This is a genomic window from Roseateles chitinivorans, assembly GCF_050632145.1.
In the GTDB taxonomy this organism is placed as follows: domain Bacteria; phylum Pseudomonadota; class Gammaproteobacteria; order Burkholderiales; family Burkholderiaceae_C; genus Roseateles; species Roseateles chitinivorans_B.
This window is the reverse complement of sequence record NZ_CP192577.1, coordinates 3,502,686-3,526,601: the sequence shown is the minus strand read 5'-3', so window position 1 is coordinate 3,526,601 and position 23,916 is coordinate 3,502,686. Positions and strand designations below refer to the sequence as shown.

The 23,916-nt window shown below is 68.0% G+C and carries 22 protein-coding genes and 1 pseudogene; 12 read left to right on the top strand and 11 right to left on the bottom strand.

All coding sequences use genetic code 11. The annotated features are described in order from the left end of the window. The first annotated feature begins 140 nt into the window (after positions 1-140). Both ACQ86G_RS16285 and ACQ86G_RS16280 read left to right on the top strand, forming a co-directional pair. Positions 141-317 (top strand): hypothetical protein, encoded by a 177-nt coding sequence (locus tag ACQ86G_RS16285; protein WP_431256316.1) that lies wholly within the window; start codon positions 141-143, stop codon positions 315-317. After that, positions 314-616 (top strand): hypothetical protein, encoded by a 303-nt coding sequence (locus ACQ86G_RS16280; protein ID WP_431256315.1) that lies wholly within the window; start codon positions 314-316, stop codon positions 614-616. The genes ACQ86G_RS16285 and ACQ86G_RS16280 overlap by 4 nt, the downstream gene beginning before the upstream one ends. 51 nt (positions 617-667) lie before the next feature. On the opposite strand, the gene ACQ86G_RS16275 is transcribed toward ACQ86G_RS16280, so the two are convergent. The 3 genes from ACQ86G_RS16275 to glgX all read right to left on the bottom strand — a co-directional run bounded on the left by ACQ86G_RS16275 (position 668) and on the right by glgX (position 5,748). Then, a complete protein-coding gene (locus ACQ86G_RS16275; RefSeq protein ID WP_431256314.1) occupies positions 668-1,870 on the bottom strand; it encodes a cation:proton antiporter in 1,203 nt (400 codons plus the stop codon). A 156-nt stretch (positions 1,871-2,026) separates the two neighbouring features. After that, entirely contained in the window at positions 2,027-3,550 is a 1,524-nt protein-coding gene (gene malQ / locus ACQ86G_RS16270) for a 4-alpha-glucanotransferase (RefSeq protein WP_431256313.1), read from the bottom strand. Between the two features lie 29 nt (positions 3,551-3,579). Further along, complete coding sequence (glgX, locus tag ACQ86G_RS16265) at positions 3,580-5,748, bottom strand: glycogen debranching protein GlgX (protein ID WP_431256312.1); 2,169 nt, start codon at positions 5,746-5,748, stop codon at positions 3,580-3,582. Between the two features lie 173 nt (positions 5,749-5,921). Here glgX and ACQ86G_RS16260 point away from each other — a divergent pair, with 173 nt between their 5' ends. The 4 genes from ACQ86G_RS16260 to malG all read left to right on the top strand — a co-directional run bounded on the left by ACQ86G_RS16260 (position 5,922) and on the right by malG (position 10,897). Continuing rightward, positions 5,922-7,022: an ABC transporter ATP-binding protein gene (locus tag ACQ86G_RS16260; RefSeq protein WP_431256311.1), complete on the top strand. Its 1,101-nt coding sequence runs from the start codon at positions 5,922-5,924 to the stop codon at positions 7,020-7,022. A gap of 62 nt (positions 7,023-7,084) precedes the next feature. Next, positions 7,085-8,272, top strand: a complete 1,188-nt coding sequence (gene malE, locus ACQ86G_RS16255; RefSeq protein WP_431256310.1) for a maltose/maltodextrin ABC transporter substrate-binding protein MalE — start codon at positions 7,085-7,087, stop codon at positions 8,270-8,272. Further along, positions 8,269-9,975 carry a maltose ABC transporter permease MalF gene (malF, locus tag ACQ86G_RS16250; protein ID WP_431256309.1) on the top strand — a complete coding sequence of 569 codons (1,707 nt, stop codon included), beginning with the start codon at positions 8,269-8,271 and terminating at the stop codon, positions 9,973-9,975. The genes malE and malF overlap by 4 nt, the downstream gene beginning before the upstream one ends. Positions 9,976-10,006: 31 nt before the next feature. Beyond that, positions 10,007-10,897, top strand: a complete 891-nt coding sequence (gene malG / locus ACQ86G_RS16245; RefSeq protein ID WP_431256308.1) for a maltose ABC transporter permease MalG — start codon at positions 10,007-10,009, stop codon at positions 10,895-10,897. 23 nt (positions 10,898-10,920) lie between these two features. On the opposite strand, the gene ACQ86G_RS16240 is transcribed toward malG, so the two are convergent. Together ACQ86G_RS16240 and ACQ86G_RS16235 are read right to left on the bottom strand one after the other, a co-directional pair. Continuing rightward, complete coding sequence (locus ACQ86G_RS16240; protein ID WP_431256307.1) at positions 10,921-12,165, bottom strand: type II toxin-antitoxin system HipA family toxin; 1,245 nt, start codon at positions 12,163-12,165, stop codon at positions 10,921-10,923. Beyond that, entirely contained in the window at positions 12,162-12,524 is a 363-nt protein-coding gene (locus ACQ86G_RS16235; protein WP_431256306.1) for an XRE family transcriptional regulator, read from the bottom strand. The genes ACQ86G_RS16240 and ACQ86G_RS16235 overlap by 4 nt, the downstream gene beginning before the upstream one ends. A 414-nt stretch (positions 12,525-12,938) precedes the next feature. On the opposite strand from ACQ86G_RS16235, the gene ACQ86G_RS16230 reads away from it, so the two are divergent. From ACQ86G_RS16230 to ACQ86G_RS16215, 4 genes are all read left to right on the top strand, one after another. After that, positions 12,939-15,230 (top strand): phosphoesterase, encoded by a 2,292-nt coding sequence (locus ACQ86G_RS16230; RefSeq protein ID WP_431256305.1) that lies wholly within the window; start codon positions 12,939-12,941, stop codon positions 15,228-15,230. 74 nt (positions 15,231-15,304) lie between these two features. Beyond that, on the top strand, positions 15,305-16,699 hold the full coding sequence (locus tag ACQ86G_RS16225; protein WP_431256304.1) for a cytochrome-c peroxidase: 1,395 nt from the start codon (positions 15,305-15,307) through the stop codon (positions 16,697-16,699). Between the two features lie 122 nt (positions 16,700-16,821). Next, positions 16,822-17,481 carry a hypothetical protein gene (locus ACQ86G_RS16220; RefSeq protein ID WP_431256303.1) on the top strand — a complete coding sequence of 220 codons (660 nt, stop codon included), beginning with the start codon at positions 16,822-16,824 and terminating at the stop codon, positions 17,479-17,481. Between the two features lie 13 nt (positions 17,482-17,494). After that, positions 17,495-18,448, top strand: a complete 954-nt coding sequence (locus tag ACQ86G_RS16215; protein ID WP_431256302.1) for a 2OG-Fe(II) oxygenase — start codon at positions 17,495-17,497, stop codon at positions 18,446-18,448. A gap of 22 nt (positions 18,449-18,470) precedes the next feature. Here ACQ86G_RS16215 and ACQ86G_RS16210 read toward each other — a convergent pair whose 3' ends face one another. From ACQ86G_RS16210 to ACQ86G_RS16195, 4 genes are all read right to left on the bottom strand, one after another. Beyond that, positions 18,471-19,214, bottom strand: coding sequence for a hypothetical protein (locus ACQ86G_RS16210; RefSeq protein ID WP_431256301.1), 744 nt, complete (start codon positions 19,212-19,214; stop codon positions 18,471-18,473). 135 nt (positions 19,215-19,349) lie between these two features. Then, complete coding sequence (locus tag ACQ86G_RS16205; RefSeq protein ID WP_431256300.1) at positions 19,350-19,541, bottom strand: hypothetical protein; 192 nt, start codon at positions 19,539-19,541, stop codon at positions 19,350-19,352. Positions 19,542-19,655: 114 nt separating this feature from the next. Beyond that, positions 19,656-19,982: a hypothetical protein gene (locus ACQ86G_RS16200; protein WP_431256299.1), complete on the bottom strand. Its 327-nt coding sequence runs from the start codon at positions 19,980-19,982 to the stop codon at positions 19,656-19,658. A gap of 99 nt (positions 19,983-20,081) precedes the next feature. Next, entirely contained in the window at positions 20,082-20,603 is a 522-nt protein-coding gene (locus ACQ86G_RS16195; protein WP_431256298.1) for a deoxycytidylate deaminase, read from the bottom strand. Positions 20,604-20,886: 283 nt separating this feature from the next. Here ACQ86G_RS16195 and ACQ86G_RS16190 point away from each other — a divergent pair, with 283 nt between their 5' ends. Next, on the top strand, positions 20,887-21,513 hold the full coding sequence (locus tag ACQ86G_RS16190) for a type IV toxin-antitoxin system AbiEi family antitoxin domain-containing protein (RefSeq protein ID WP_431256297.1): 627 nt from the start codon (positions 20,887-20,889) through the stop codon (positions 21,511-21,513). Continuing rightward, entirely contained in the window at positions 21,510-22,352 is an 843-nt protein-coding gene (locus tag ACQ86G_RS16185; protein ID WP_431256296.1) for a nucleotidyl transferase AbiEii/AbiGii toxin family protein, read from the top strand. The genes ACQ86G_RS16190 and ACQ86G_RS16185 overlap by 4 nt, the downstream gene beginning before the upstream one ends. Positions 22,353-22,370: 18 nt before the next feature. Here ACQ86G_RS16185 and rnhA read toward each other — a convergent pair whose 3' ends face one another. Together rnhA and ACQ86G_RS16175 are read right to left on the bottom strand one after the other, a co-directional pair. Beyond that, positions 22,371-22,859 carry a ribonuclease HI gene (gene rnhA / locus ACQ86G_RS16180; RefSeq protein WP_431256295.1) on the bottom strand — a complete coding sequence of 163 codons (489 nt, stop codon included), beginning with the start codon at positions 22,857-22,859 and terminating at the stop codon, positions 22,371-22,373. Positions 22,860-22,950: 91 nt separating this feature from the next. Beyond that, a pseudogene (locus ACQ86G_RS16175) lies at positions 22,951-23,900 on the bottom strand (class I SAM-dependent methyltransferase). Positions 23,901-23,916 lie beyond the last annotated feature (16 nt).

Here is a 23,916-nt window from a genome sequence, read left to right as displayed (position 1 = left end):
TGCTGTCAGCGCCTGGCAGTTGTCCCTCGAATGGCGATTGAATACTGGTTTTTCATCCAGTATTCTCACTCCTCCATTTGCAGAAACACCCGCCCGAAGGAACCGTCATGCGTCGTTACGAAGTCATTCTCGAGAGGATCATGGTCCCGTACCACCAGCACGAACTGGCGCGCATGATCGCGAGCCAGGTGCTGGACGCCCGGCTGGGCGGCCCGGCCGGCGTGGTCGACGCGTTCCAGGCGGCGCAGGCGGTGACCGGGGCGATCCTCGCTGGCCGGTACCGGAGTCCGCGTCCCGGGCCGACGTCGCGGCGGTGAAACGCTGGCGCCGCGCGACGGAAGCGGCGCTCGATGCCATCGAGCAGGGTTTCGCGCATGTGTTCGTGGGCATGTCGGCACAGGAGATCGAGCTGGCCCGCGCGGACGAGTTCCTCGCCATCGTTCCCCTCGCCGCGGAGCTGCCGGCCCGGCTGCTGTCCGAGGCGCGCGTCGGACTGCCGTGGTCGGCGACCGCCGCCGTGGTCGTCAGCGCGGCAGCCCAGGCCGCGATGGTCCCGACGACGTCGATGCTGCCGCACATGCCGACCTTGGCTCACGCGGCGATGCTGGCGCGGTGACAGGATCGTCGACCGGAACGTTGAGGGTCGCCCCGCCCGTGAGACGCCCGGTCAACTGGCGCGGAACACCAGCTCCTTGATCCGCGCCAGACGCGGCGCCACGACCGGGACCGTCAGCATCGTCGACCCCACGGCCATCAGCAGCAGCGCAGTGAAGGTTTCGCTGGTGATGATCTGTTTGTCGAGCAGCACGTTGGCGAAGATGATCATGATCAGCGCCTTGGTCTGCAGCAGCCAGCCGATGATGCCGGCCTCGCCCGGCGCCCATCGCAGGATGCGTCCCGCCAGGTGCGTGCCCAGCAGCTTGCCGCTGACCGAGGCCGCGAGCAGCAGCGCCGCCGCGGCGAAGACGACACCACCTTCCAGTCCCCATTTCGTCCGCAGCCCGGTGCTGAGGAAGAAGACCGGCATGATCACCAGCAGCACATGGTGGCGCAACGCGTCCATCTGCTGCTGGTCGAACCACTCGGCATCCATCACGACGCCGGCCAGGAAGGCGCCGACCATGTAGTGGAGGCCGCACCAGTCCGCGCCGAACGCGATGATGGCCAGCCAGATCAGGCCGACGTACCACCGGTCGCGCGCAGGGATGGCGCGCATCAGGCGACGGAACAGGATCGTCGCCACCGCGAAGGCGACCAGGAACAGCACCTGCTTGCCGACACGGGACCAGTCCATCAGGATCACCGCCAGCACGGCCCAGATCAGGATGTCGTCCAGGCTGGCATAGCGCAGGATGCGCTGGCCGATCGGCTGGCGCAGGATCTCGAGCTTCTCCATCAGCAGGATGAGGATGGGCAGCGCCGTCACCGCGCACGCCATGCCGACGCCGACGATGAACTGCCAGGTGTGCGCCTGCGTCCCCATCCATTGCGAACCCATGCCCAACAGCACGACGGCCGCCGCAGAGCCGAAGGCCATCGGCACGCCCAACGCGAGCCCCGCCGTGATGCCGCTCTCCACGCGATGCGCCCAGGCCTTCTTGAGGTCGAGCTCGATGCCGGCGATCCACACGAACAGCATCACCGCCCACCACGCCACGCCGTTGAGCGACTGCACGACCGCGGGGTTGAAGACGAACTGGTAATAGTCGGGGAAGGCCCGGCCGAGCACGCCGGGGCCGAGCAGGATGCCGGTGATGATCTGCACCACGACCAGGGGCGCGACATAGTCGGTGCCGCCCAGCCGCCATACCAGGTAGGGGACGGTGAAGATGATCGCCATGGCGATCAGGAAGATCTCGGTGGTGCTCATCGGCGGCTCCTCTGCGCTGTCCGCCGGCCGGTGCGCGATGAGGCCCGGCCGATCGTTGACAACGTTGTCTCTCGGGAATCGGATTGTGAGGGGATGGCCCCCACGATCACCGCCCTCGCTTTCCCTAGGCAATCATGAAAGCGGTTTCAGATGATTTCACTCCGGCAGTCCGGCGCCGGCAATAGGGGCTCTCCCGCTGGTCGCGGCGATCCGGCCGAGCACGCGCCCCGGCTCGGCGCCGACCATGTCCCAGGTGAAGCGCCATTCCCAGTTGCCGCCGAGGGTGCCGGGGATGTTCATGCGATGGGCACTGTCCAGCCCGAGCACGTCCTGCAGCGGATACACCGCGACGTTGGCCACCGAATTGGCGCAGGCCCGGATCATGGCCCAGTGGAGGTCGTTATCCCCGCAATCCAGGTAGGCGGCGACGAAGGCGCGCTCGTGGGCGCTGGCCTGGTTCCACCAGCCGCGGACGGTGTCGTTGTCGTGCGTCCCGGTGTAGCAGACGGCGGCGCGGGGCCAGTTGTGGGGCAGGAACTCGTGCGAGCCGTCGCCGCCGAAACCGAACTGCAGGATCTTCATGCCGGGGTAGGCGAGCGCGTCGCGCAGCTCGTGCACGTCGGGCGTGATGAAGCCCAGGTCCTCGGCCACGATGGGCAGCGTGCCCAGCGACTTGGCGATCGCGTCGAACAGCGCCTTGCCCGGACCGGTCTTCCAGACGCCGCGCGTCGCGTCGGGGCTGTCGGCGGGAATCTCGTAGTACGCCGCGAAGCCGCGGAAGTGGTCGATGCGGAAGACATCGGCGGAACTCAGCATGCGCTTCACGCGCGCGGTCCACCAGGCGAAGTGCTCGTGGGCCATCTTGTCCCAGCGGTACATGGGATTGCCCCAGCGCTGACCGGTCGCGGCCATCGCATCGGGCGGCACGCCGGCCACCACGGTGGGCTGGAAGTGTTCGTCGAACTCGTACAGGTCGGGACGGGCCCAGCAATCGGCGCTGTCGTGCGCGACGAAGATGGGCAGGTCGCCCATGATGTGGACGCCGCGCTCGTTCGCGTAGGCCTTGAGCGCGCCGACCTGCGCGTCGAAGCACCATTGCACGAACTGCCAGAAGGCGACCTCGTCCGCATACTGCTCGCGAGCGGTCACGAGCGCGCGCGGCTCACGCGCGGACAGGTCGCGCGGCCATTCCCACCAGCCCTGCCCATCGCGGCGCGAGCGGATCGCCATGAACAGCGCGTAGTCCTGCAGCCAGTCGCGCTGGGACACGCACCAGAGTTCGTACGCGGCGCGGTCGGTCGCCGCGCCCTTCGCGAAGAAGCCCGCCGCGGCGGCGCGCAGCTGCTGCTCGCGCCACGGCAGCACGCGGGCGTAGTCGACGCGCTTCGCGTCGAAGCCGCCCTCGGGCGGCACCGGCTGCGCGAGCCAGCCCTTCTCCACCAACGGCTCCAGGGCCACCAGCCACGGATTGCCGGCGAAGGCCGACACGCCCTGATAGGGGCTTTCGCCCGGGCCGATCGGCGTGCTCGGCAGCCATTGCCAGACCGACTGGCCGGCCGACTGCAGCCAGTCGACGACGCGGTAGGCCTCGGGGCCGAAGTCGCCCGCGCCGTGGGGGCCGGGCAGCGAGGTGACGTGCAGCAGCACGCCGGATTGGCGCTTGTTCAGATCGATCGTCATGGTGTCGCTCGAGGGTCGGTATCGAAGTATCAGGGGGAGGAAGGTGCGGTTGCGGCGGCCATGCACAGCAAGAGCGCACGCGGCGGCGCGACGATCTCCTGCCCGCTCACAGGCGCGGGGGCGAGTTCGCCGCTGCTGTCGAGCAGCAGGTGCCACGCACCGTCGGGAGGCAGTGCGAAACGCAGCGACGCCGCGCCCGGATTGGCGATCAACAGCAGGCGTTCGTGGTCGTCACGCAGCGCGGCGGCCAGCGTCGGCACGCCGCCGTCGTGCCAGTCCGGCTCGCGCAGTTCCCGGCCGTCCGGGTGGTACCAGCGGAGCGTCGCGGGCGTTCCGGCGCCGGCGGCGTCGCGCGCCGCACCCGGCGCGTCGAACCACCGCGCATGCCGCAGCAAGGGATGCGTCCGGCGAAGCTGCGCGAGTCCGGCGGTGAAGGCGATCAGCGCGTCGTCGGCGCTCGGCCAGTCGAGCCAGCCGATCTCGTTGTCCTGGCAGTAGGCGTTGTTGTTGCCGCCCTGCCCGTTGCCGAACTCGTCGCCCGAATAGAGCATCGGCGTGCCCTGCGACAGCAGCAGCGTCGCAAGCATCGCGCGCCGGGCGCGCTCGCGGGCGTCGCGGATGGCGGGATCGTCGGTCGGCCCTTCGACACCGAAGTTGCCGCACAGCTCGTTGTCGCGGCCGTCGCGGTTGTCCTCGCCGTTGGCGTCGTTGTGCTTGCGGCTGTGGCTGACGAGATCGGCGAGGGTGAACCCGTCATGCACCGCCAGGAAGTTGACCGAGGCCAGCGGCGAGCGCTGCGCCGATGCCCCGGCTGCCCCGGCTGCGCCGCCGACGCGGAACACATCGCTCGAGGCGGCGAAGCGGCGCGCGAAGTCGGCGCGGCCGATGGCCGTTCCGTCCGGTCCGTGCCCGAGCCAGAACCCGCGCGTCGTGTCGCGGAACTTGTCGTTCCACTCCATGAAGCGCCCCGGGAAACGGCCGAGCTGATAACCGTCCGGCCCGATGTCCCAGGGCTCGGCGATCAGGTGCACCTGGGACAGCAACGGATCCTGCCGCAGCGCGGCGTAGAACGGCGAGCCGGGATCGTGCCCACGGGCGGTGCGCCCCAGCACCGGCGCGAGATCGAAGCGGAAGCCGTCCACCCCCATCTCGCCGACCCAGTACCGCAGCGAGTCCAGCACCAGCTGCGTGACGCGCGGATGCTCGACGTTGACCGTGTTGCCGCAGGCGGTGAGGTTCTCCATCCGCGCGGGATCGTCGGCCTGCAGGCGGTAGTAGCTCTTCTGGTCGAGCCCGCGCAGCGACAGCGTCGGACCCCACTCGTTGCCTTCGGGCGTATGGTTGTAGACGACGTCGAGCACGACCTCGAGCCCGGCCTCGTGCAGCGCCTGGACCATGTCCCGGAACTCGGCCGTGACGGCGGTCGGGTCGTGACGCACGGCGACCGAGGCGAGCCTCGGATCGGGCGCGAAGAAGCCGAGCGTGTTGTAGCCCCAGTAGTTGCGCAGGCCGGTGCCGAAGAGATGCGGCTCGTCGACGGCGAACTGCACCGGCAGCAGCGACAGCGTGGTCACGCCGAGCCGCTTGAAATGCGCGATCGCGACCGGATGCGCGAGCGCGGCGTAGCTGCCGCGCAGCGCTTCCGGGATCCCCGGATGGCGCATGGAGAAGCCCTTCACATGGACCTCGTACAGCACCACGTCGCGCGGTGCGTGACGCGGCGCGCTGGCGCGCGGCGCCGGGCCGGCGAGCGGCGCGGCGACGCGCGCCTTCAGCGCGGTCGGGCCGTTGTCGCGCACGTCCAAGGCGAAGGGGCCGTCCGGATGGCCGAAGGGATAGCCGTGATCCTCGGGCAGGTTGCGGAATTCGCCGACGATCTCGCGGGCGTAGGGATCGAGCAGCAGCTTGGCCGCGTTGAAGCGGTGGCCCTCGCGCGGCGCGTGCGGGCCGTGCGCGCGCAGGCCGTAGAGTTGGCCCGCCGCCGCACCGGGCAGGAAGCCGCTCCACACGCCGTCGACCGGACCGTCCAGCGCATGCCGCGTCAGCTCGACGGCGCCGGTCTCGTCATAGAGGCACAGGTCGACGCGCGTCGCATGGGCCGAGAACACCGCGAAGTTGACGCCCCCGTCGCGGACGGTGGCGCCCAGCGGCTCATGCCGGCCGGCCGCCAGGGCCGGGTCTGGGAAGACGGTCATCATGCGCCGAAGTATCCCTCAGGCCGCTCAAAGAATGTAGTTTCACTACATCGGGTAATCCCGAGTTTGATTGCAAGTCATTGATTTCATGAGATTCAAGCGTCTTGCATTGGGTTCAGCCGCGTTGTGAATCCCCAATCAGGCATGTATATTCTCTACAAACAAGGAGACATCCCGTGGCGGACGTGAAGCTGCAAGCCGTGGCCAAGGCCTATGGCGAGACCAAGATCCTGCATGGCATCGACCTGGAGATCCGGGACGGTGAGTTCATGGTCTTCGTCGGGCCCTCGGGCTGCGGCAAGTCCACGCTGCTGCGCACGATCGCGGGGCTGGAGGACATCACCGGCGGCGAGCTGCGCATCGGCGGCCGCCTGGTCAACGACGTGCCGCCGGCCGAGCGCGGCATCGCGATGGTGTTCCAGAGCTATGCGCTCTACCCCCACATGAACCTGTACGACAACATGGCGTTCGGGTTGAAGCTGGCGAAGGTGCCCAAGGACGAGATCGACCGCGCCGTGCGCTACGCCGCGCGCATCCTGCACATCGAGCACCTGCTGGAGCGCAAGCCCAAGGACCTGTCCGGCGGCCAGCGCCAGCGCGTGGCGATCGGCCGCGCGATCGTGCGCAAGCCCGAGGTCTTCCTCTTCGACGAGCCGCTGTCCAACCTCGACGCCGCGCTGCGCGTGCGCATGCGCTACGAGTTCGCGAAGCTGCACGAGGACCTGAAGACCACGATGGTCTACGTCACCCACGACCAGGTCGAGGCGATGACGCTGGCGGACCGCATCGTCGTGCTGAGCGCCGGCACCATCGAGCAGGTCGGCACGCCGCTGGAGCTTTACGAGCACCCGGACAACCTCTTCGTCGCCGGCTTCATCGGCAGCCCGAAGATGAACTTCATCGAGGCCGAGGTGGTGACCGCCGGTGCCGATCACGCGACGGTGCGCTTGAGCGATGGCGCGATGATCCGCGCCCGCGTGGACGCCTCGCGTGCGAAGGCCGGCGACAAGGTCACGCTGGGTCTGCGCCCCGAGCACTTCGAGGTCGGCGGCGACGCCAACCTGATCGCGAGCACCGTCACCTTCGTCGAATCGCTGGGCGGCGTGACGCATGCGTACTGCGCCTACCCGGGCGTCGAGGACGCCCTCACCTGCGAATTCGACGGCAGGACGCGCGTGCGCGCCGGCGACACGCTGCAGCTGCATCTGCCGCCGGACCTCTGCTACCTGTTCGACGCCCAGGGCCTGGCATTCAAACGGCTCGGAGCGCCGGCATGACGCGTGGTCTCACAGCGCCCCTGCCCCGCCCTGCTCCACGGCGACGCACGCGGTCGTCGCTGATGCGCGGCGCACTCGTCGCGGCGGCAGCGGTCGCGATGCTCGGCGGCTGCGGGCAGGTCGCGGCGCAGGCGCCACCCAAGCTGCTGGTCTGGATCAACGGCGACAAGGCCTACAACGGGCTGCAGAAGGTCGGCGACGCGTTCGAGCGCGCGTCCGGCGTGAAGGTCGTCGTCGAGCATCCGGTCGACGCGCCCGAGAAGTACACGCAGGCCGCCGGCGCCGGCAAGGGACCGGACGTCTTCTGCTGGCCGCACGACCGCGTCGGCGAGTGGGCCAAGGCCGGGCTGCTGACGCCGGTGCAGCCGCGCAAGACGCTTTACGACGAGGTCGAGCCCGCCGCCTGGCAGGCCTTCCGCTACCAGGGCCGCCTGTGGGGCTACCCGATCGCGATCGAGACGACCGGCCTGATCTACAACAAGGCGCTGGTGGGCAAGCCGCCCGCGACCTGGGACGCGCTGATCGCGCTCGACAAGGACCTGCGCCAGCGCGGCAAGCACGCGATCCTGTGGGACTACAACAAGAGCTTCTTCACCTGGCCGATGTTCGCGGGCGCCGGCGGCGTGATCTTCGGGCGTGACGCGCAGGGCGAATTCGACGCACGGAAGGTCGACGTCAACAACGACGGCGCGCTGGCCGCGGGCAAGATGCTGGAGCGGCTGATCACCGAAGGCGTGATGCCGCGCGGCGCGCGGTATTCCGAGATGGAGTCGGGCTTCGCGCGCGGCGAGGTGGCGATGATGATCTCCGGCCCCTGGGCCTGGGAGAACGCGCGCAAGGCCGGCATCGAGATCGGCGTCGCGCCGATCCCGGCGGTGGTGGCCGGCAAGCCGTCCAAGCCCTTCGTCGGGGTGCTGGGCTGCATGATCTCGGCGCCGTCGAAGAACAAGGATCTCGCCCGCGAGTTCATCGAACACCACCTGATGCGACCCGCGTCGCTGCAGGTGCTCGACGCCGACGTCCCCATCGGCGTGCCGGCCAACAAGGCCTTCTACCAGCAGCTGTCGGTGAACCCGCTGATCCGCGCCAGCATGGAGAACGCCCGCGCCGGCGAGGCCATTCCCAACATCCCCGAGGTGGGGCGCTTCTGGACCGCGATGGACGCGGCGCTGGAGGCCATCACCAACGGCCTGCAAAGCCCCAAGGACGCGCTGGACGGCGCGTCGGGCCGGATGCTGCTGAAGCAATGAACGCCACGACCGCATCGACCCCGGCGCCCGGCGCCTCGTCCGGCTCACTCGCCGGCGCCCTGGCAGGCTCGCTCGCCGCCCTGCCCGGATCGCCGCTGTCCGAGCCTTACACGCGGCAGGCGCCCGGCGTCCTGGACCGGATCGCCAAGGCGCTGTACTGGCCGACGATGGCCGTCATCGCGCTCGCGGCGCTGTACCTCGTCTTCATGCTGTACGCGGCCGGACTGACGAGCTGGGCGCTCGGCGTGCTGCTGCTCTTCGGCACCGGCTTCGCGGTCTACCTGTCCAAGGCCGGCTTCGCCTACCGCTACCTCTTCCCCGGCGTGGCCGGGATGCTGCTGTTCATCGCGTTCCCGCTCGCGTACACGACGCAGATCGGTTTCACGAACTACTCGTCCGCCCACCTGCTGAGCCAGGAGCGCGTGCGCGAGTTCCTGCTCGACCAGCACGACACGGCGCTCGAGGCCGTGCGCGACTACAGCGTGCACGGCGCCGGCGGCGACTTCCGCGTGGTGCTGCGCGACCCGGCCAGCGGCACGGCGCAGTTCGTGTCGCCGCCGCTGGCGCTGCGCCAGGGCACGAAGCCGGTCGACGTCGCGATGCAGGCCACGGGTCCCGCGGACGCGACGCTGGGCACCGCACTCACGTTGAAGGAGCTGGTCGAGCATCGTCAGGCACTGGCGCAGCTGCGTTTGCGGCTGCCGGGTGAGCGTGGTGGCACCGCAGCCACCGGCGGCACGGGCGATGCCTCGACGCTGCGCTACCTCGGCCTGCGCGAGTTCGGTCCGATCCGGCCGCACTTCGAGGAGCAGTCCGACGGCGCGTTGAAGCGCGTCGCCGACGGCGCCCTCTTCCGCCCGGACGCGAGCACCGGCTACTACGAGGGCCTGGGCGCGGCGGCCGGCACGCACCTCGCGCCCGGCTACAAGGTCATGGTCGGCGCACAGAACTACCAGCGCATGCTGTTCGACGCGGAGTTCCGCGGCCCCTTCCTGTCGATCTTCGGCTGGACGGTGATGTTCTCGCTGCTGACGGTGCTCTTCGCGACGGCCATCGGCATGATGCTGGCGGTGCTGCTGAACTGGGAGGACCTGCGCTACCGCACGACCTACCGCACGCTGCTGTTCCTGCCCTACGCGGTGCCGGGCTTCATCTCGATCCTCGTGTTCAAGGGCCTGTTCAACCAGAACTTCGGCGAGATCAACGCGATCCTGGACGCGCTCTTCGGCGTGCGGCCGGCGTGGTTCGCGGACCCGTCGCTGGCGCGCACGATGCTGCTGATCGTCAACGTGTGGCTGGGTTATCCGTACGTGATGATCCTGTGCACGGGGCTGCTGAAGGCCATCCCTTCAGACCTGTACGAGGCCTCCGCACTCGCGGGCGCGGGACCGCTGACCAACTTCTTCAAGATCACGGCGCCGCTGATCATCAAGCCGCTGTCGCCGCTGCTGGTCTCGGCCTTCGCGTTCAACTTCAACAACTTCGTGCTGATCGCGCTGCTGACCGACGGGCGGCCGGACTACCTGTCCACCAAGATCCCCGCCGGGCAGACCGATATCCTGGTCAGCTACACCTACCGCATCGCCTTCCGCGACTCGGGGACGGACTTCGGACTGGCCGCGGCCATCTCCACGCTGATCTTCGTGCTCGTCGCCGGCATGTCGCTGCTCAACCTGCGCCTCATGCGCAACGCCAACCGCTGACGCGGCCGGTATCGACGGACAAGGACACGACATGGCCATCGTTCGAAGCAAGCAGGCGCGCTGGCGCGTCGTCGCGGCGCATGTGATGCTGTGGGGCTTCCTGGCGGTCACGCTGTTCCCGCTGCTGGCGGTGGTGTCGATCTCGCTGCGGCCGGGCAACTTCGCCACGGGCAGCCTGATTCCCACCACCATCAGCCTGGAGCATTGGCAGCTCGCGCTGGGCATCCCGTACCAGGCGGCGGACGGCTCGCTGGTGCAGCCGCCCTTCCCGGTGCTGACGTGGCTGTGGAACTCGATCAAGGTGGCGACGATCTCGGCGGTGCTGATCGTGGCGATCTCGACGACGGCGGCCTACGGCTTCGCGCGGCTGCGCTTCCCGTTCAAGGCCAGCATCCTGAACAGCATGCTCCTGCTGCAGATGTTCCCGGCAGTGCTGGCGCTGGTGGCGATCTACGCGATCTTCGAGACCATCGGCACCTTCGTGCCGTGGCTGGGCATCGAGACGCACGCGGGCGTGATCGTCGCCTACCTGGGCGGCGTGGCGACGCACATCTGGACGATCAAGGGCTACTTCGAGACCATCCCCGTGGAGATCGAGGAGAACGCCAAGGTCGACGGCGCGTCGCACTGGCAGGCGTTCCGGCTGGTGCTGCTGCCGATGGCGGTGCCCATCCTGATGGTGGTGTTCGTGCTGGCCTTCATCGGCTGCATCATCGAGTACCCGGTCGCGTCGGTGCTGCTGCGCGAGGAGTCCAACCTCACGCTGGCTGTGGGCTCGAAGTACTTCCTGCACGACCAGCGCTTCCTGTGGGGCGACTTCGCGGCCGCGGCGGTGCTGTCGGGGCTGCCGATCACGGCGGTGTTCCTGCTGGCGCAGAAGTGGATCGTGTCGGGGCTGACGGCGGGCGGGGTGAAGGGCTGAGGCCCTTCCTGCCCCCTTACTCGTCAATCGAGATACGCCTTACGCTGCGAGGTGAGCGCCGCCCGATCGATCTGTTCCGCCAGCAGGTCGATATCACGCGGCGACACGCCTGTCTGTGCGAAGTGGCTCTTCCATCCAGCCACGGCGCGCGCGACATGGCGGATCTCTTCGACCGCCACATCCTTCTTGAGTCCGAACTGCAGGCACTCCGACAAGGCGTTGTCGATCGTCGAGTCATGACCGTCTGCGCCGACACGGAGTTGCTGGTAACCCAGAGCCTGCCCGGAAGGCAAGACGTCGAAAGCCGGCGACAAAGACAACTCGCCCTGCTCCGTGCTCAAGAGGACGTGGTTCTTCTCGTGATCGTCGGTGTTGTCGATCAGGATGTTGAAGACCATGCGGCGGAAGAGTTCGCGCATCTGTTCGCGGCCCGCGCCATCGGCAACCACGCCACGCCGACGCAGCAGTTGCGCGAGTTCCGGATAGCCAAGGTCGACCCGCATCGCCTTGAGCGCCACGTTGGCTGATATCGCGTGGATCCGACGCGGGCCCGCCCGATCGAATCGCCGGACCGCCACGGCGTTGCCGCGCGGTAGCGGCACGGCGAGTGTTTCTGCCGCATGAATGCCGGCATGCGCGCACAGCGTCATGGTGGCGTGCTCCACGAGCGGCATGTCGAACGCTTCGTCGGGCTCCGAGAACTTGATGACCCATTGATGGCCATCGATCGTGATCAAACCCTTGGGGCGCGCACCGCCAAAGGTGACGCCTGGCGCGATCAGTCGGCGATGGGCGTCGTCCACAGGCTCGCCCGCGAGAATCTTCTGCACCAGTTCCTCGATGGCCGCGACTTCCGTCAACTCCGGCAGAGGTCCCAGCCGACGGGGTTCGTAGCGATCGGCAGAAGCCGACACACCGAGCGCTCCGAAGCGCTCATGCCCCGCGTAGTAGAGGTAGTCGAGTACCGACAGACGTTTGGGTTTGTCGAGGAAACGGATGACCCGCTCGCCCCACCGGTCCGGGCGCGCGTCATCGACCGCGCCGACCGCGGTCTCCTTCTGCACCGGCAGCATTTCCCCCGACCGCAGCGGCAGGTCCTCGCTCAAGGCAACACCTGACGCCAACCAATCCGATCCGTAGGTGAGCGACACGCCCTGAACAGCGCGCGTCATGCTCAGCTCACCGACAAGGCGTGGTGCGGCGGGGTTCTCCAACCACCACAGCCACAGCGAGTCGGGAAGCTCGAGAGGAATTCGCTTGTCGATCATGGCTTCTCCTCGGCGTTCTCACCGCCTTGCGCAGGCCAATCCGCAACGAGGCGCTCTTCAGTCGTCCGACGCTTGCGGACGGCACGCTGTTTCGCGACACGCACCGCCTGCTCCAGCGCGCCGCGGTCATGCTCGGGCGCCGCCAGGTCTGGCAGCGCGTCATCGCGTCCCATGATCCAGAGGGCCGTCGCATAGACCGCCATGGACACCGCAGGATCGCCCTTCTCCATGCGCATCAGCGTTGGCACAGACACGCCGATCCGCTGCGCCCAGGCGGTCAACGGCTCCTGCCTCCGCTTGCGCGCGAGCGAGAGGTTCCCACCCAGCTCCCGCAGGTGCGACAGCACCGCGACGGGCATTTGCTCGACGGAAGCAGATCTCTTTGACATAACACTTATATTAATACAATCGACTTTTCGTTCAACCATATGTTTATTGAGAGCGGCTCTTCGTCGACGTCAACAGGTTCTGCAACAGACTTCAGGCTTTCTGAACATGGCGTCTGCCATTGAGAAGCACCGGCTGCCGTCGCTGCCTTTGCCAGCTGTTGGGGCCTCGCCAAGCCACGTGCGACCTTCATCCCATTTCTCACGTGCGCATCGCTTCACGTAACTTTGCGAAACACGCGAGGCCTTGCGGCGCAAGGGCCCTCACGCGGCCTTGACGGCGAGTGACACGGATCCGTCATGCGTGATTTCTAGAGTGCGCGGCGTTTCGAACGGTCTCCTCCCGGAGCCTTCGAGCACAGCAATCGCCACCACTCCAGGACTCCCATGCGACACAGCAAATCCACCGCGCTGAACGCCTCGCTCACCCTCGTTGCCGCGGCCATCCTGGCCGCCTGCGGCTCCGACAGCGACACCCAGTCGCCGAGCGTCACGATCAACGGCGTCGTCACCGCCACCAGCTTCACCGCCGGCAGCGCCACCGATCCCAAGATCGATCCCGCCTACTACGTCGGCGCCAAGGTCTGCGTCGACACCAACGGCAACGGCGTCTGCGACACGACCGAGACCCCGGTCGTCACCGATGCCAAGGGCCACTTCTCGCTGACCCTGCCGGCCAACGCCGCGCTGATCGCCGACATCGGCACCGACGCCACCCTGTCCACCGGCGCCAAGGTCGCCAGCCGCGACGTGCTGCGCGCGTCGCTGGACCAGGTCATCGAGCAGGCCGGCAACGTCGTCATCAGCCCGCTGTCGTCGGAAGTGCAGCGCCTCGTCGAGGCCAACGGCAGCAGCTACGCGACCGAGAAGCAGACCGTCGCGACGCGCATCGGCGTGTCGCCGGCCAACGTGCTGGCCGACGTGAACACCGTCACCGGCGCCGAGCAGGCCGCCATGCTGGCCGAGTCCAAGGCGCTGGACAACCGCTTCACCTACGCGATCACCAAGCTCGACCGCGGCGACCTCTACCCCGACGCGCTGGCCGCGCCCGGCGGCGATCCGCGCCTGGCCGGCGCCGCCAACGTGAGCGTCGCCACCGCGCCCACCGGCACCGACGCCCGCGCCAAGATCACCTTCGCGCAATCGCAGCAGGCCGCGTTCGAACTCGAAGGCGTGCCGCGCTACGACCACATCTTCATCGTGATGCTGGAGAACAAGGCCACGCTGTCGATCAAGGGCTCGCCGTGGGCGCCCAAGATCAACGCGCTGCTCGCCGCCGGCAACCAGCTGACCAGCTACTACGCCACCGGCAACCCGTCCGAGCCGAACTACACCGCCCTCGGCGGCGCCGACGACTTCGGCATCACCGACGACAGCCAGTGGAACTGCGACGCCACCGGCGCCAATGCGGTCACCGACCTGCCGTTGCCGGACAAGACCCAGCCGGGTCTGGCGAGCTCGCCGTTCGCCGCCAGCTGCGCGCAGACCGCCGCGGTCAACCACAACATCGTCGGCAAGCCCAACCTGTTCAACGCGATCACGGCCGCCGGCATGACCTGGCGCACCTACAGCGAGTCGATGAACCCGGGCCAGGACTTCCGCACCGACTCCGTGGCCGACGCCGCCGTCACCGCCGCCGACAACGTCTACGCGCCGGGCACGATCAACGGCAACACCGCCGCGGTCGGCACCGCCGGCCTGACGCTGCCGATGCCCGCCGGCCTGTACAAGACCAAGCACCATCCGGGCATGGCCTACCAGAACGTCCGCAGCGCGCCGGAGTTCAAGTACAGCAACCGCACCATGGGCGGCGGCCAGTGGGACGCCAACATGAAGGCCAGTACCGCCTATGCGGTGCCGGCCAACTACGACGTCGACCAGCTCGGCACCGACCTGGCCAGCGGCAAGGTCGGCACGCTGAACTTCCTGGTCCCCGACCAGTGCGACGACATGCACGGCATCAGCGTCATCGGCAAGCTGGCCAACGGCACCGCCGGCACGGCCAGCGACTGCGGCAGCGTCGCCAACAACGTGGCCCAGAGCTCGGCGGCCAACATCATCACGCGCGGCGACAACTACGTCGACGCACTGGTGAAGAAGATCCAGGCCTCGGCGCTGTGGAAGAACCCGGCCAAGCGCATCGCCATCGTGCTGATGTTCGACGAAGGCAACGCCACCTCGGGCTTCAACTCCTGCTGCGGCTGGAACGTGTCCAACAGCGCGGTGTCCAAGCCGGTGGTCGTCGACGCCAAGACCGGCGCGGTCACGGTCGACGCCAGCGTCAACAACTACACCAAGGGCAACCGCGGCCACGGCGAAAGCATCTTCGGCATCCTGACCAACCAGGCCGGCGCGCCCAAGGGTGTGTCGGACGGCGACGCCTACAGCCACTTCTCGTTCGTGCGCACGCTGCAGGACATGTTCCAGCTGGCCGACCCGGCCGTGGACGCGTCGTACATGAACCGCTCGAAGTACACCGAGAAGTTCATCGCCGCCAACATCCTCAACCTGCCTGAGTACGCCGGCAGCGCCGACACCCACTTCGACTCGGTGCGCGCCATCAACCATGCGTGGAAGGCCCCGGCCAACTACACGCAGAAGCAGTCGGCCGACGTGAACACGGCCGCCCAGATCGGCGCCGACACGGTCCAGACCAACGTCTGGGCGCTGAAGAAGTAATCGCGGTCCGCCGCGCCTGAAGCCGGCGGCGCGCGAGCGCCGCCGGCCCTCTCATTTCTCCCCCACCCCATTTCATGCGTGACGTCCTCTTCCATGTGCGCGCCTCGGCGGCCGCCTTCGTTGGCGCGTGCGTGTGCGTCGGTCTCGGCGCCCTGCTCGCCGCGTGCGGTCCGTCCGGCAAGGGCGACGCCGATGTCGCGCCTGCCAATGCCGCATCGGGCGCGGGCACCGCGCTGAATCCGGTCACGACGCTGAGCCCCATCGCCCAGGTCGGTCAGAAGATGTTCTTCGACGCGACGCTGTCGGGTTCCGGCCGCATGGCCTGCGCCACCTGCCACGACCCCAAGAACGCCTATGGCCCGTCCAACGACCTGTCGGTGCAGCTCGGCGGTCCCGAGCTGAAGAACGCCGGCCTGCGCGCCGTGCCCTCGCTGCGCTACAAGGACGCGACGCCGCCCTACGCGGACCTGCTCGACAACCCGGACGGCGTCAGCGTGCCGGGTCCGGGCGGCGGCTTCGCCTGGGACGGTCGCGCGGCCACGCTCGCCGAGCAGGCGGGCATGCCGCTGCTGGACCCCAACGAGATGGCGAACGCCAGCGCCGCCGACGTCGTGAAGAAGCTGCAGGCCGGCCCATACGCCGAGCAGTTCCGGCAAGCCTTCGGCGCGACGATCTTCGACAACACGGACCTGGCTTTCGCCGCGGCCGGGAAGGCGCTGCAGGCCTTCCAGCTGGAGGACGTCAGCTTCCATCCGTACTCGAGCAAGTTCGACCTCTACATCGGCAACAAGATCGGCGGCGTGCTGACCGCGGCCGAGGCGCGCGGGCTGAAGGTCTTCGCCGATCCGAACGGCGGCAACTGCGCGTCGTGCCACTACCAGGGCGCCGGCCTGAACGGCAGCACGGCGATCTTCACGGACTTCTCCTACGAGGCCATCGGCGTGCCGCGCAACGCGGCGATCCCGGCCAACGCGGACGCGAACCACGTCGACATCGGCCTGTGCGGCCCGCAACGCACCGACCACGCGCCGGTGAAGGGCAACACCTTCTGCGGCATGTTCAAGTCGCCGACGCTGCGCAACGTCGCGACGCGCGGCAGCTTCTTCCACAACGGGATCTTCCATTCGCTGGAGCAGACGATCCGCTTCTACAACACGCGCGACACGATGCCCGAGCTCTGGTATCCGACCGTGGGCGGCACGCCCAAGGCGACGCCGGACGCCGACTTCCCGACCTACGGCCTGATCACCACGCAGTACGTCGGCGGCAAGGTGCGCAAGTTCGACGACCTGCCGCAGCAGTTCGTCGGCAACATCGACACCCAGATGCCGCTGGACGGCCGCGCGGCGCACAGCAAGCCGCCGATGTCGGAGCAGGACATCGCCGACCTGATCTGCTTCCTGAACACGCTCAACGACAAGGACACGCAGCCGGCGAAAGCGCCCGCCGCGGGCGCCTGCACGTCGTGAGGTCCTCTTCCGAATTCTCCGGATTCCCCATGCCCATCTTCCGCATGACCACCGTTTCTGCTTCTCATCGTGCTTCTCATCGTGCTTCTCGTGCCGCCCCTCCTCTCTCGCCTCATCGTCTGATGCGCGCGGCCGGCCTCACGGCCGCCGCGCTCGCACTGTCCATGCTCGCGGCCTGCTCGCGACCCGGGGAGCCAGCCGGCCCCGCCGCCTCGGTCGATCCGACCGCCGATCACTTCGTGCCGGGGATGACGGACTACCTCGCCAAGCGCGGCGACCTGTGCCTGGCCAAGGGCGAATGGCCGATCGACCTGACCCAGCGCGAGATCGACGCCGGCGCGCGCAACGCGCTGCAGCTGCCGGTGCTGGAGCGGCTCGGTCTGGCGAGCTCGACGGTGGCCGAGGTCGACGTCAAGGACGACAACGAGGTCTCGCATCACATGAAGGTCCGTCGTTATGCGCTGACCGAGACCGGCAAGCAGTTCTACGTGACGCGCGAGCAGCCGAAGGCCGACGGCGGCAAGGAGACGCGCGGCGACTTCTGCGCGGCCAAGCTCAGCCTGGACAAGGTCGTGCACTGGGAACTGGGCGGTGAAGGCAAGGACCGGCACGCGGTGGTCAGCTACACCTACCAGGTGAAGGCCGCGCCGTGGACCGGCGACGCCGAGCTGCAGAAGGTCTTCCCCGTCGTCGCGCAGGTGATCCGCGGCGCGGGCAGCGCGCAGCTGCAAGAGACGTTCAAGAAGACGGAGACCGGCTGGGTCGCCGTCGACCTGCTCTGAGGCGGGCGCCGTCATGACGACCGTCGTGCGTTTTCCTCCCGCGCTGGGGGACTGGGTCCGCGAGCATCTGGACAACGGCGTCGCGCCGGGCGACCTGCGCGGCGCGCTGCAGGAGCGCGAGATCGCGGCCGAGGCGGCGCAGGCGATCGTCGATGCATTCGTGCGCGCGCGGCGCGGCGAGCGCGCGATGCCGGTCGATCAGGTGGAGCTCACGCCTGCGTCGACGCCGATGGGGATGTCGGCACCGACAGGGACATCGGCGGGAATGCCGATGTCATCGGCCGTCGACGGCGCCCCGCCCTATCGATACGAAACGCCGCGCTTCCGGTCGGGCACGTCGATCGCGACGGATGATCGCGTCGTGCGCGTGGCCGCTCGCGCGGAGCGACCGATGCTGGCGGTGCTCAACGGCGTCTTCAGCGCCGACGAGTGTGAGGAAGTCATCGCCTTGGCGCGAGGCCGTCTGCGGCCATCGACGCTCGTCGATCCGCGCACCGGACGCGACGTCGTGAGCGGGTTGAGAAGCAGCCTCGGCATGTTCTTCCGCCCGGCGGAGACGCCGCTGATCGCGCGCCTGGACCGGCGCATCGCGGAGATCATGAACCTGCCGGTCGCGCACGGCGAAGGGCTGCAGATCCTGCACTACCCCGAAGGCGCCGGCAGCGCCCCGCACTACGACTTCCTGGTGCCGTCGAACCCGGCCAACCAGGCGTCGATCGCGCGCAGCGGGCAACGCGTCAGCACCTTGGTCACCTACCTGAACGACGTGCCCGCCGGCGGCGAGACGGTGTTCCCGGCGGCGGGCTGGGCGGTCTCGCCGCAGCGCGGCAACGCCGTCTACTTCGAGTACGCCAACTCACACGGCGAACTGGACCACGCCTCGCTGCACGCCAGCAGCGCGGTCACGCGCGGTGAGAAGTGGGTGGCGACGAAGTGGATGCGGGAGCGGCCCTTCGTCAGCGCGTGAGGCGGAGCGCCTCCCGGGCGCGTCAAGGCTTGCGCGCCATCCGCAGCCGCCGCATCACCGGCTCATTGAGCTGCTTCGTCAGCGCGTTCCACTTCGCGCTGACCTTGTCGATCTTCGTCAGCAGCGGCTGCGCGGTCGCGTCGTCGCCGCGGCCCAGCGCCCAGATCGCGTACTCCGCCCAGGCCTCGACGCTGCCGAAGCGCTCCGACGCGGATTCGAATTCCGCGCGTGCCTCCACCTGGCGATCGAGCGCCGCAAGCGCCCTTGCCGTCAGCAGCGATACCGCCTCGGCACGGAAGTCGGCTTTCTCGGCGCGAATGGCCGCCAGATGCTCCAGCGACTGCGCCGCCTGACCCGCCGCCAGGAAGGCGCGCGCGGCGCCGAGCCGGATCTCCAGGTCCTTCGCGAACGGGCCGCGCAGGCAGGCCTGGAACTGCTCGGCGGATTGCGCCGCCTCACCGGCATCCAGCAGCGCCGTGGCCAGACGCATCTGGTTCTGCGCGGTCGGGGTCTCGTCGAAGGCGACACGCGCCTCGCGCAGCTCCCGGCCCGGATCCATCGCACGACCAGCCGCGCGCACGGCACGCCTGGCGCTGCGCTCGACCCGCGAGTGCGGCACCACGAACACCAGCAGGTAGACGAGGCTGCCCAGCAGCGGGAACGAGAACAGGATGATCAGCCAGTACAGCTGCCCCCCGTTGCGCACGACATGGACGGCGCAGAACAGCGCCAGCAGAACGTGAACACCCAATCCGACGAATGGCATCGCCTTTTCCTCCCGAGTTCGATCGCCTTGTTGGCTTTTTTGCGACCGCGGATTCTGCACTTGGGAGATGAAGCCGCCAAGACGGCGAAAGGTAACGGTCAGCGTTCCGTTCAGTGGTCGGTTCAGCAGCCCGGTTCAGCGCTTGGGCGGTCGCGAACGATCGTCCCGGCTGCCGCGGTCCTGCTGCTCGTGATGGGCGCGATCGACGTCGCCATCACCTTCCGGCCCCTTCTGGCCGGTCTCGCCGATGCGGTGGTCCTCATCGTCGTGCTCCAGCCCGCCGAAGAGGCCGGGTGGGAAGTCCCGGGGAGAGCGCGGTGCGTTCATGCGATCCTCCTGAAGTGGCGGAACCATCTTAGACACAGCGCCAATCCCACGATGTCGAAAACGACAAAGGCGCCTCGCGGGCGCCTTCGTTTCGGAATCGGGGGACAGCCCGACTCAATGCACCAGGCCGATCCATTCGCCGCGACGCTGGTAGGCGTCGAAGAGCGACTGCGCCGCCGCCTGCAGCTGCCAGTCGCCGCGAGCGTACGCGGTGTTGAGGCGCTCCAGCGCGTAGAGGCGGTCGTACAGCATGCGGGTGGGCTGCAGGGTCAGGCCTTGTCCGGCCATCAGGTCCTGCAGCGCATACAGCTCGTCCATGCCGGCCGCGCCCGCCACCGTCAGGCCGAGATCCGGCACCAGTCCCCAGAGAGCCTGGGCGGTTTCGGGCATCAGGTGCGGCGGGATGGTGGTGGTGTGCATGGCGGCCTCGGAACGATTCATGTCGGCGTGGGAGGGATCATGAATCGAGCCGCCTGAAACTTGAGCGGGAAAAGCGGGGTGTTTTCCGGCCAGTTCGACGGATCACCCGTCGAGGCGAGCTCAGGGTCGCGGCTTGGCGATGAAGCCCGACAGGTCCGTGCACCAGACCGCGGCCGGCACGTCGAGCTCGTTGAGCGCCAGCACGTTGATCCGCGCGTCGGTCAGCATCTTGGCCGAGGCCGCGTTCAGGCCGATCTGGTGATCCTTCTTCTCCAGGTAGACCACGCGCTGGATGCCGACCTGGATGATGGACTGCACGCAGCGCGGGCACGGGTACTGCGTCGTGTAGATGGTGCTGCCGGTCAGCGGCAGCACGACGCAGTTGAGGATCGCGTTGACCTCGGCATGGACGATGTAGCTGTGGCGCGAGTTGGCCGGATCGGCGTCGTCGTCGGACCAGTAGGCGGGGTCGTTGTCGTCGCAGCCGCGCGGCAGGCCGTTGTAGCCCACGCCGACGATCTTGTAGTCCGGGCTCGCGATGCAGGCGCCGTTGCGCTTGCGGCTGTCCTTGGAGCGGGCGCCGGCCAGCAGGGCCACGCCCATGAACATCGAATGCCAGTCGATCAGCGGTTGGTTGTTCATGACGAGGGAACGCGGAGGTCCAGGAAGGCGGAGAAGTGTAGTGGAGCGACCGAGGGCCCACATCAACAACGCGCTGAAGGCGCTCCACCGTTCGAGGTACGGTATTTCAGCCAGGCGATTCACTTGAATTGCTGGAAGGCGTCAGCGCATCCCCAAGGAATGAGTCATAGGCGACGAACCGGTCGACAAGTACGGTCACAGGATCCGCAACGTCCTCTTCGGAATGTTGCATTTCCTAGGTACTTGTAGACTTATGCATAGCTTTTCCAACACACTCATCGGGATGACTCGCCGCCCACCCCCGCCTCCGCCTTCCTATGAGGAGGCCGTTCTCGCCCTTGCGCGACGGCGGTCGCCGCTGCGCGCGCGGGATGTGGTCGAGGAAGGGATTCCATCGATGGTGCTGAGTCGGATGGTGCGGGCGGGCTCCCTGCAACGCGTCAGCCACGGTATCTACGCTCCGAACGAGCGAGATGTCTCCGAACACATTTCGCTTGCCGAGGTGTGTGTGCGGGCGCCTCGCGCGGTGGTCTGCCTGCTGTCCGCGCTGCGCTTCCACGAGATCGGAACGCAGGAACCCTACGACGTCTGGATCGCGCTCCCGTCCAGCGCGGCCTCACCGCGCATCCAGTCGCCAGCGGTGCGCATCATCCGGATGTCGGGCGACGCGCTGACCGAAGGTGTCATCGAGCACGAGATCGACGGCGTCCGCGTGCCGATCTTCAGCCCGGCCAAGACCGTCGCCGATTGCTTCAAGTTCCGGAACAAGGTCGGCCTGGACGTCAGCATCGAAGCGCTGCGTGATGGCTGGGCTCAGCAATCCTTCAAGTCGAGCGACCTTCGCCGTTTCGCCAAGATCGACCGCGTCGACAACGTGATGCGGCCGTATGTGGAGAGCCTGATCGCATGAGCCGCAACGTCGCCGCCTCGGTGCGCGACCGGCTGCTCAATCTGGCCCAACGCACTGATATCAACTTCTCCCGCCTCATCACCCGCTTCGGGCTTGAGCGGTTCCTCTACCGACTCTCCGCATCACCACATGCGAACGAGTTCCTGCTGAAAGGCGCCCTGCTCTTCTCTCTCTGGTACCAGGATCGCAACCGCCCGACCCGCGACGCAGATTTCGTGGCGTTGACGTCGAACGATGTCGAGCGCCTGGTCGCGGTGTTCAAGACTGTCTGCGCCGTCCAGGTCGACGACGGTGTCAGCTTCGATCCAGATTCCGTGGTCGGACGCGTCCTGGGCATCGAAGAAAAGTACGTCGTCCGGGTGACGCTGACCGGCGAGCTCAACCGGGCGCGACTCAGCATCCAGCTCGACATCGGATATGGCGATGCCGTGTCGCCTGGTCCTCAGCCCATCGTCTATCCGACGCTGCTGCCGGATCTTCCAGCCCCGCGCCTGATGGCCTATCGGAAGGAAACGGCAATCGCCGAGAAGCTTCATGCGATCTGGGCGCGAGGCATCGACAACACGCGACTCAAGGACTACTTCGATCTCGATGTGCTGCTGCACGACGACCTCATTGACCCACATGAGTTGCGGACCGCGATCGGAGCAACCTTCGCCCAGCGTGGGACGGCGCTGCCCGACGGCGTTCCCGAAGGTCTCTCCCGTGAGTTCTCAACCCATCCGATCAGGGTCAGCATGTGGAAGTCATTCCTCAAGAAGAACAACCTCACGGGAGCGGAGCTTCCGGTGCTGGTGGAGCGGATGGTCGTCGCGCTGCGCCGACTTGAAGTGATCTGAGGCGCACGCGCCGGCGGCTCACTTCGCGACCGTCACCCCCTTGTTCGCCAGCGCATCCGCGCGCTCGTTCCCCGGATCGCCGGCGTGGCCCTTGACCCAGCGCCAGTCCACCGTGTGCAGCTTGCGCAGCGCGTCCAGGCGCTGCCACAGGTCGGCGTTCTTCACCGGCTTGCCGTCGGCCGTCTTCCAGCCGCGGCGCTGCCAGCCCGAGATCCACTCGGTCATGCCCTTGCGCACGTATTCGCTGTCCGTGTAGATCACGATGTTGCAGCTGCGCTTGAGCGAGGTCAGCGCCTCTATCACCGCCGTCAGTTCCATGCGGTTGTTCGTGGTGTTGCGCTCGCCCCCGAACAGCTCCTTCTCATGGTCGCCGCTCTTGAGCCACGCGCCCCAGCCGCCCGGACCCGGATTGCCCTTGCAGGCACCGTCGGTGTAGATGACGACGGGCGGCTTGGCGATCTTGGGCGCGGCAGGAGCAGCGGAAGCAGAGGGTTCGGTATCGGTCATGAACAGGTCGGAAAGGGTCAGGTCGGAAAGAGACGGGGAAGACCGGCGTCAGGGGGACGTGGGCGTCGACGTCGGTCGGGTCGGATCGACGTCAATCGACCTCGACATCGTCGCGATGATGATGGTGGTGGTGGACCGCCGCGACCGCCGGTGCGGTCTTGGCGGCGCGCTTCTTGCCACGCGCCATGCCGATCAGCCGCATGCCGTGCACGCGCTTGACCGCGATGACGCCGTACAGCGCGCCCAGCACCGTCCACCACTTGCCGCCGGGCTTCTCGATCCATTGCCAGCGCGCCAGCCACGCATCACTCAGCAGCGGCGGGCGGTAGCAGCCGAACTGCGCGCGCTCCACCTCGAACGACAGCAGCCGCAACCAGTCGCGCAGCCGCCAGTAGCCGAGGTACTCGCGCTCCTCCGGCAGGTAGAGCCGCGGCGGACGGCCAAGCATGCGACCGTTGACGCGGGCCAGATTCTGCCTCACCGCCCACAGGCTGGCCGGATTCAGGCCGAGGATCACGACCCGCCCCTCGGGCCGCAGCACGCGCTCGACCTCGCGCAGGCAGCGGTGCGGATCGGCGGCCTGCTCCAAGGTGTGCGGCAGCAGCACCAGGTCCAGGCTGTTGGCTTCGAACGGCAACGCATCGAATTCGCAATAGACCGCCGCACGGCCCGCGCCGTTCAGGCCCGGGGCCAGTTCGGCCTGGGGCTCGGGCTGGTACTCCAGCGGATGCGCGCTCAGCGAGGGCTGCGGCGGACCGGCGACGCCGTCCTCGAACGGCCGGTGGTTCAGCGCCAGCCAGCGGTTGGTCATCCGGTTGGTCCGCAGACCCTGCAGTTGGGGAAGCCCAGCTGCAGCGCGTGATATCCGAACCAGTCGATCACGGCCGCATCGATGAAGCGCTGCTCCCACGCGAGCAGGTAGCGCCCCGCAGGCGTGCGCAACCAGTGCGCGAACTCCGCCGCGGCGGTGTCCGGCCGGAAGTGCGCCTCTACAATCGGCGGCTTCTCGTCGCTGTCGTCGTCCTGGCCCGGAGTCTTCATCGCTGGGACCTGATCC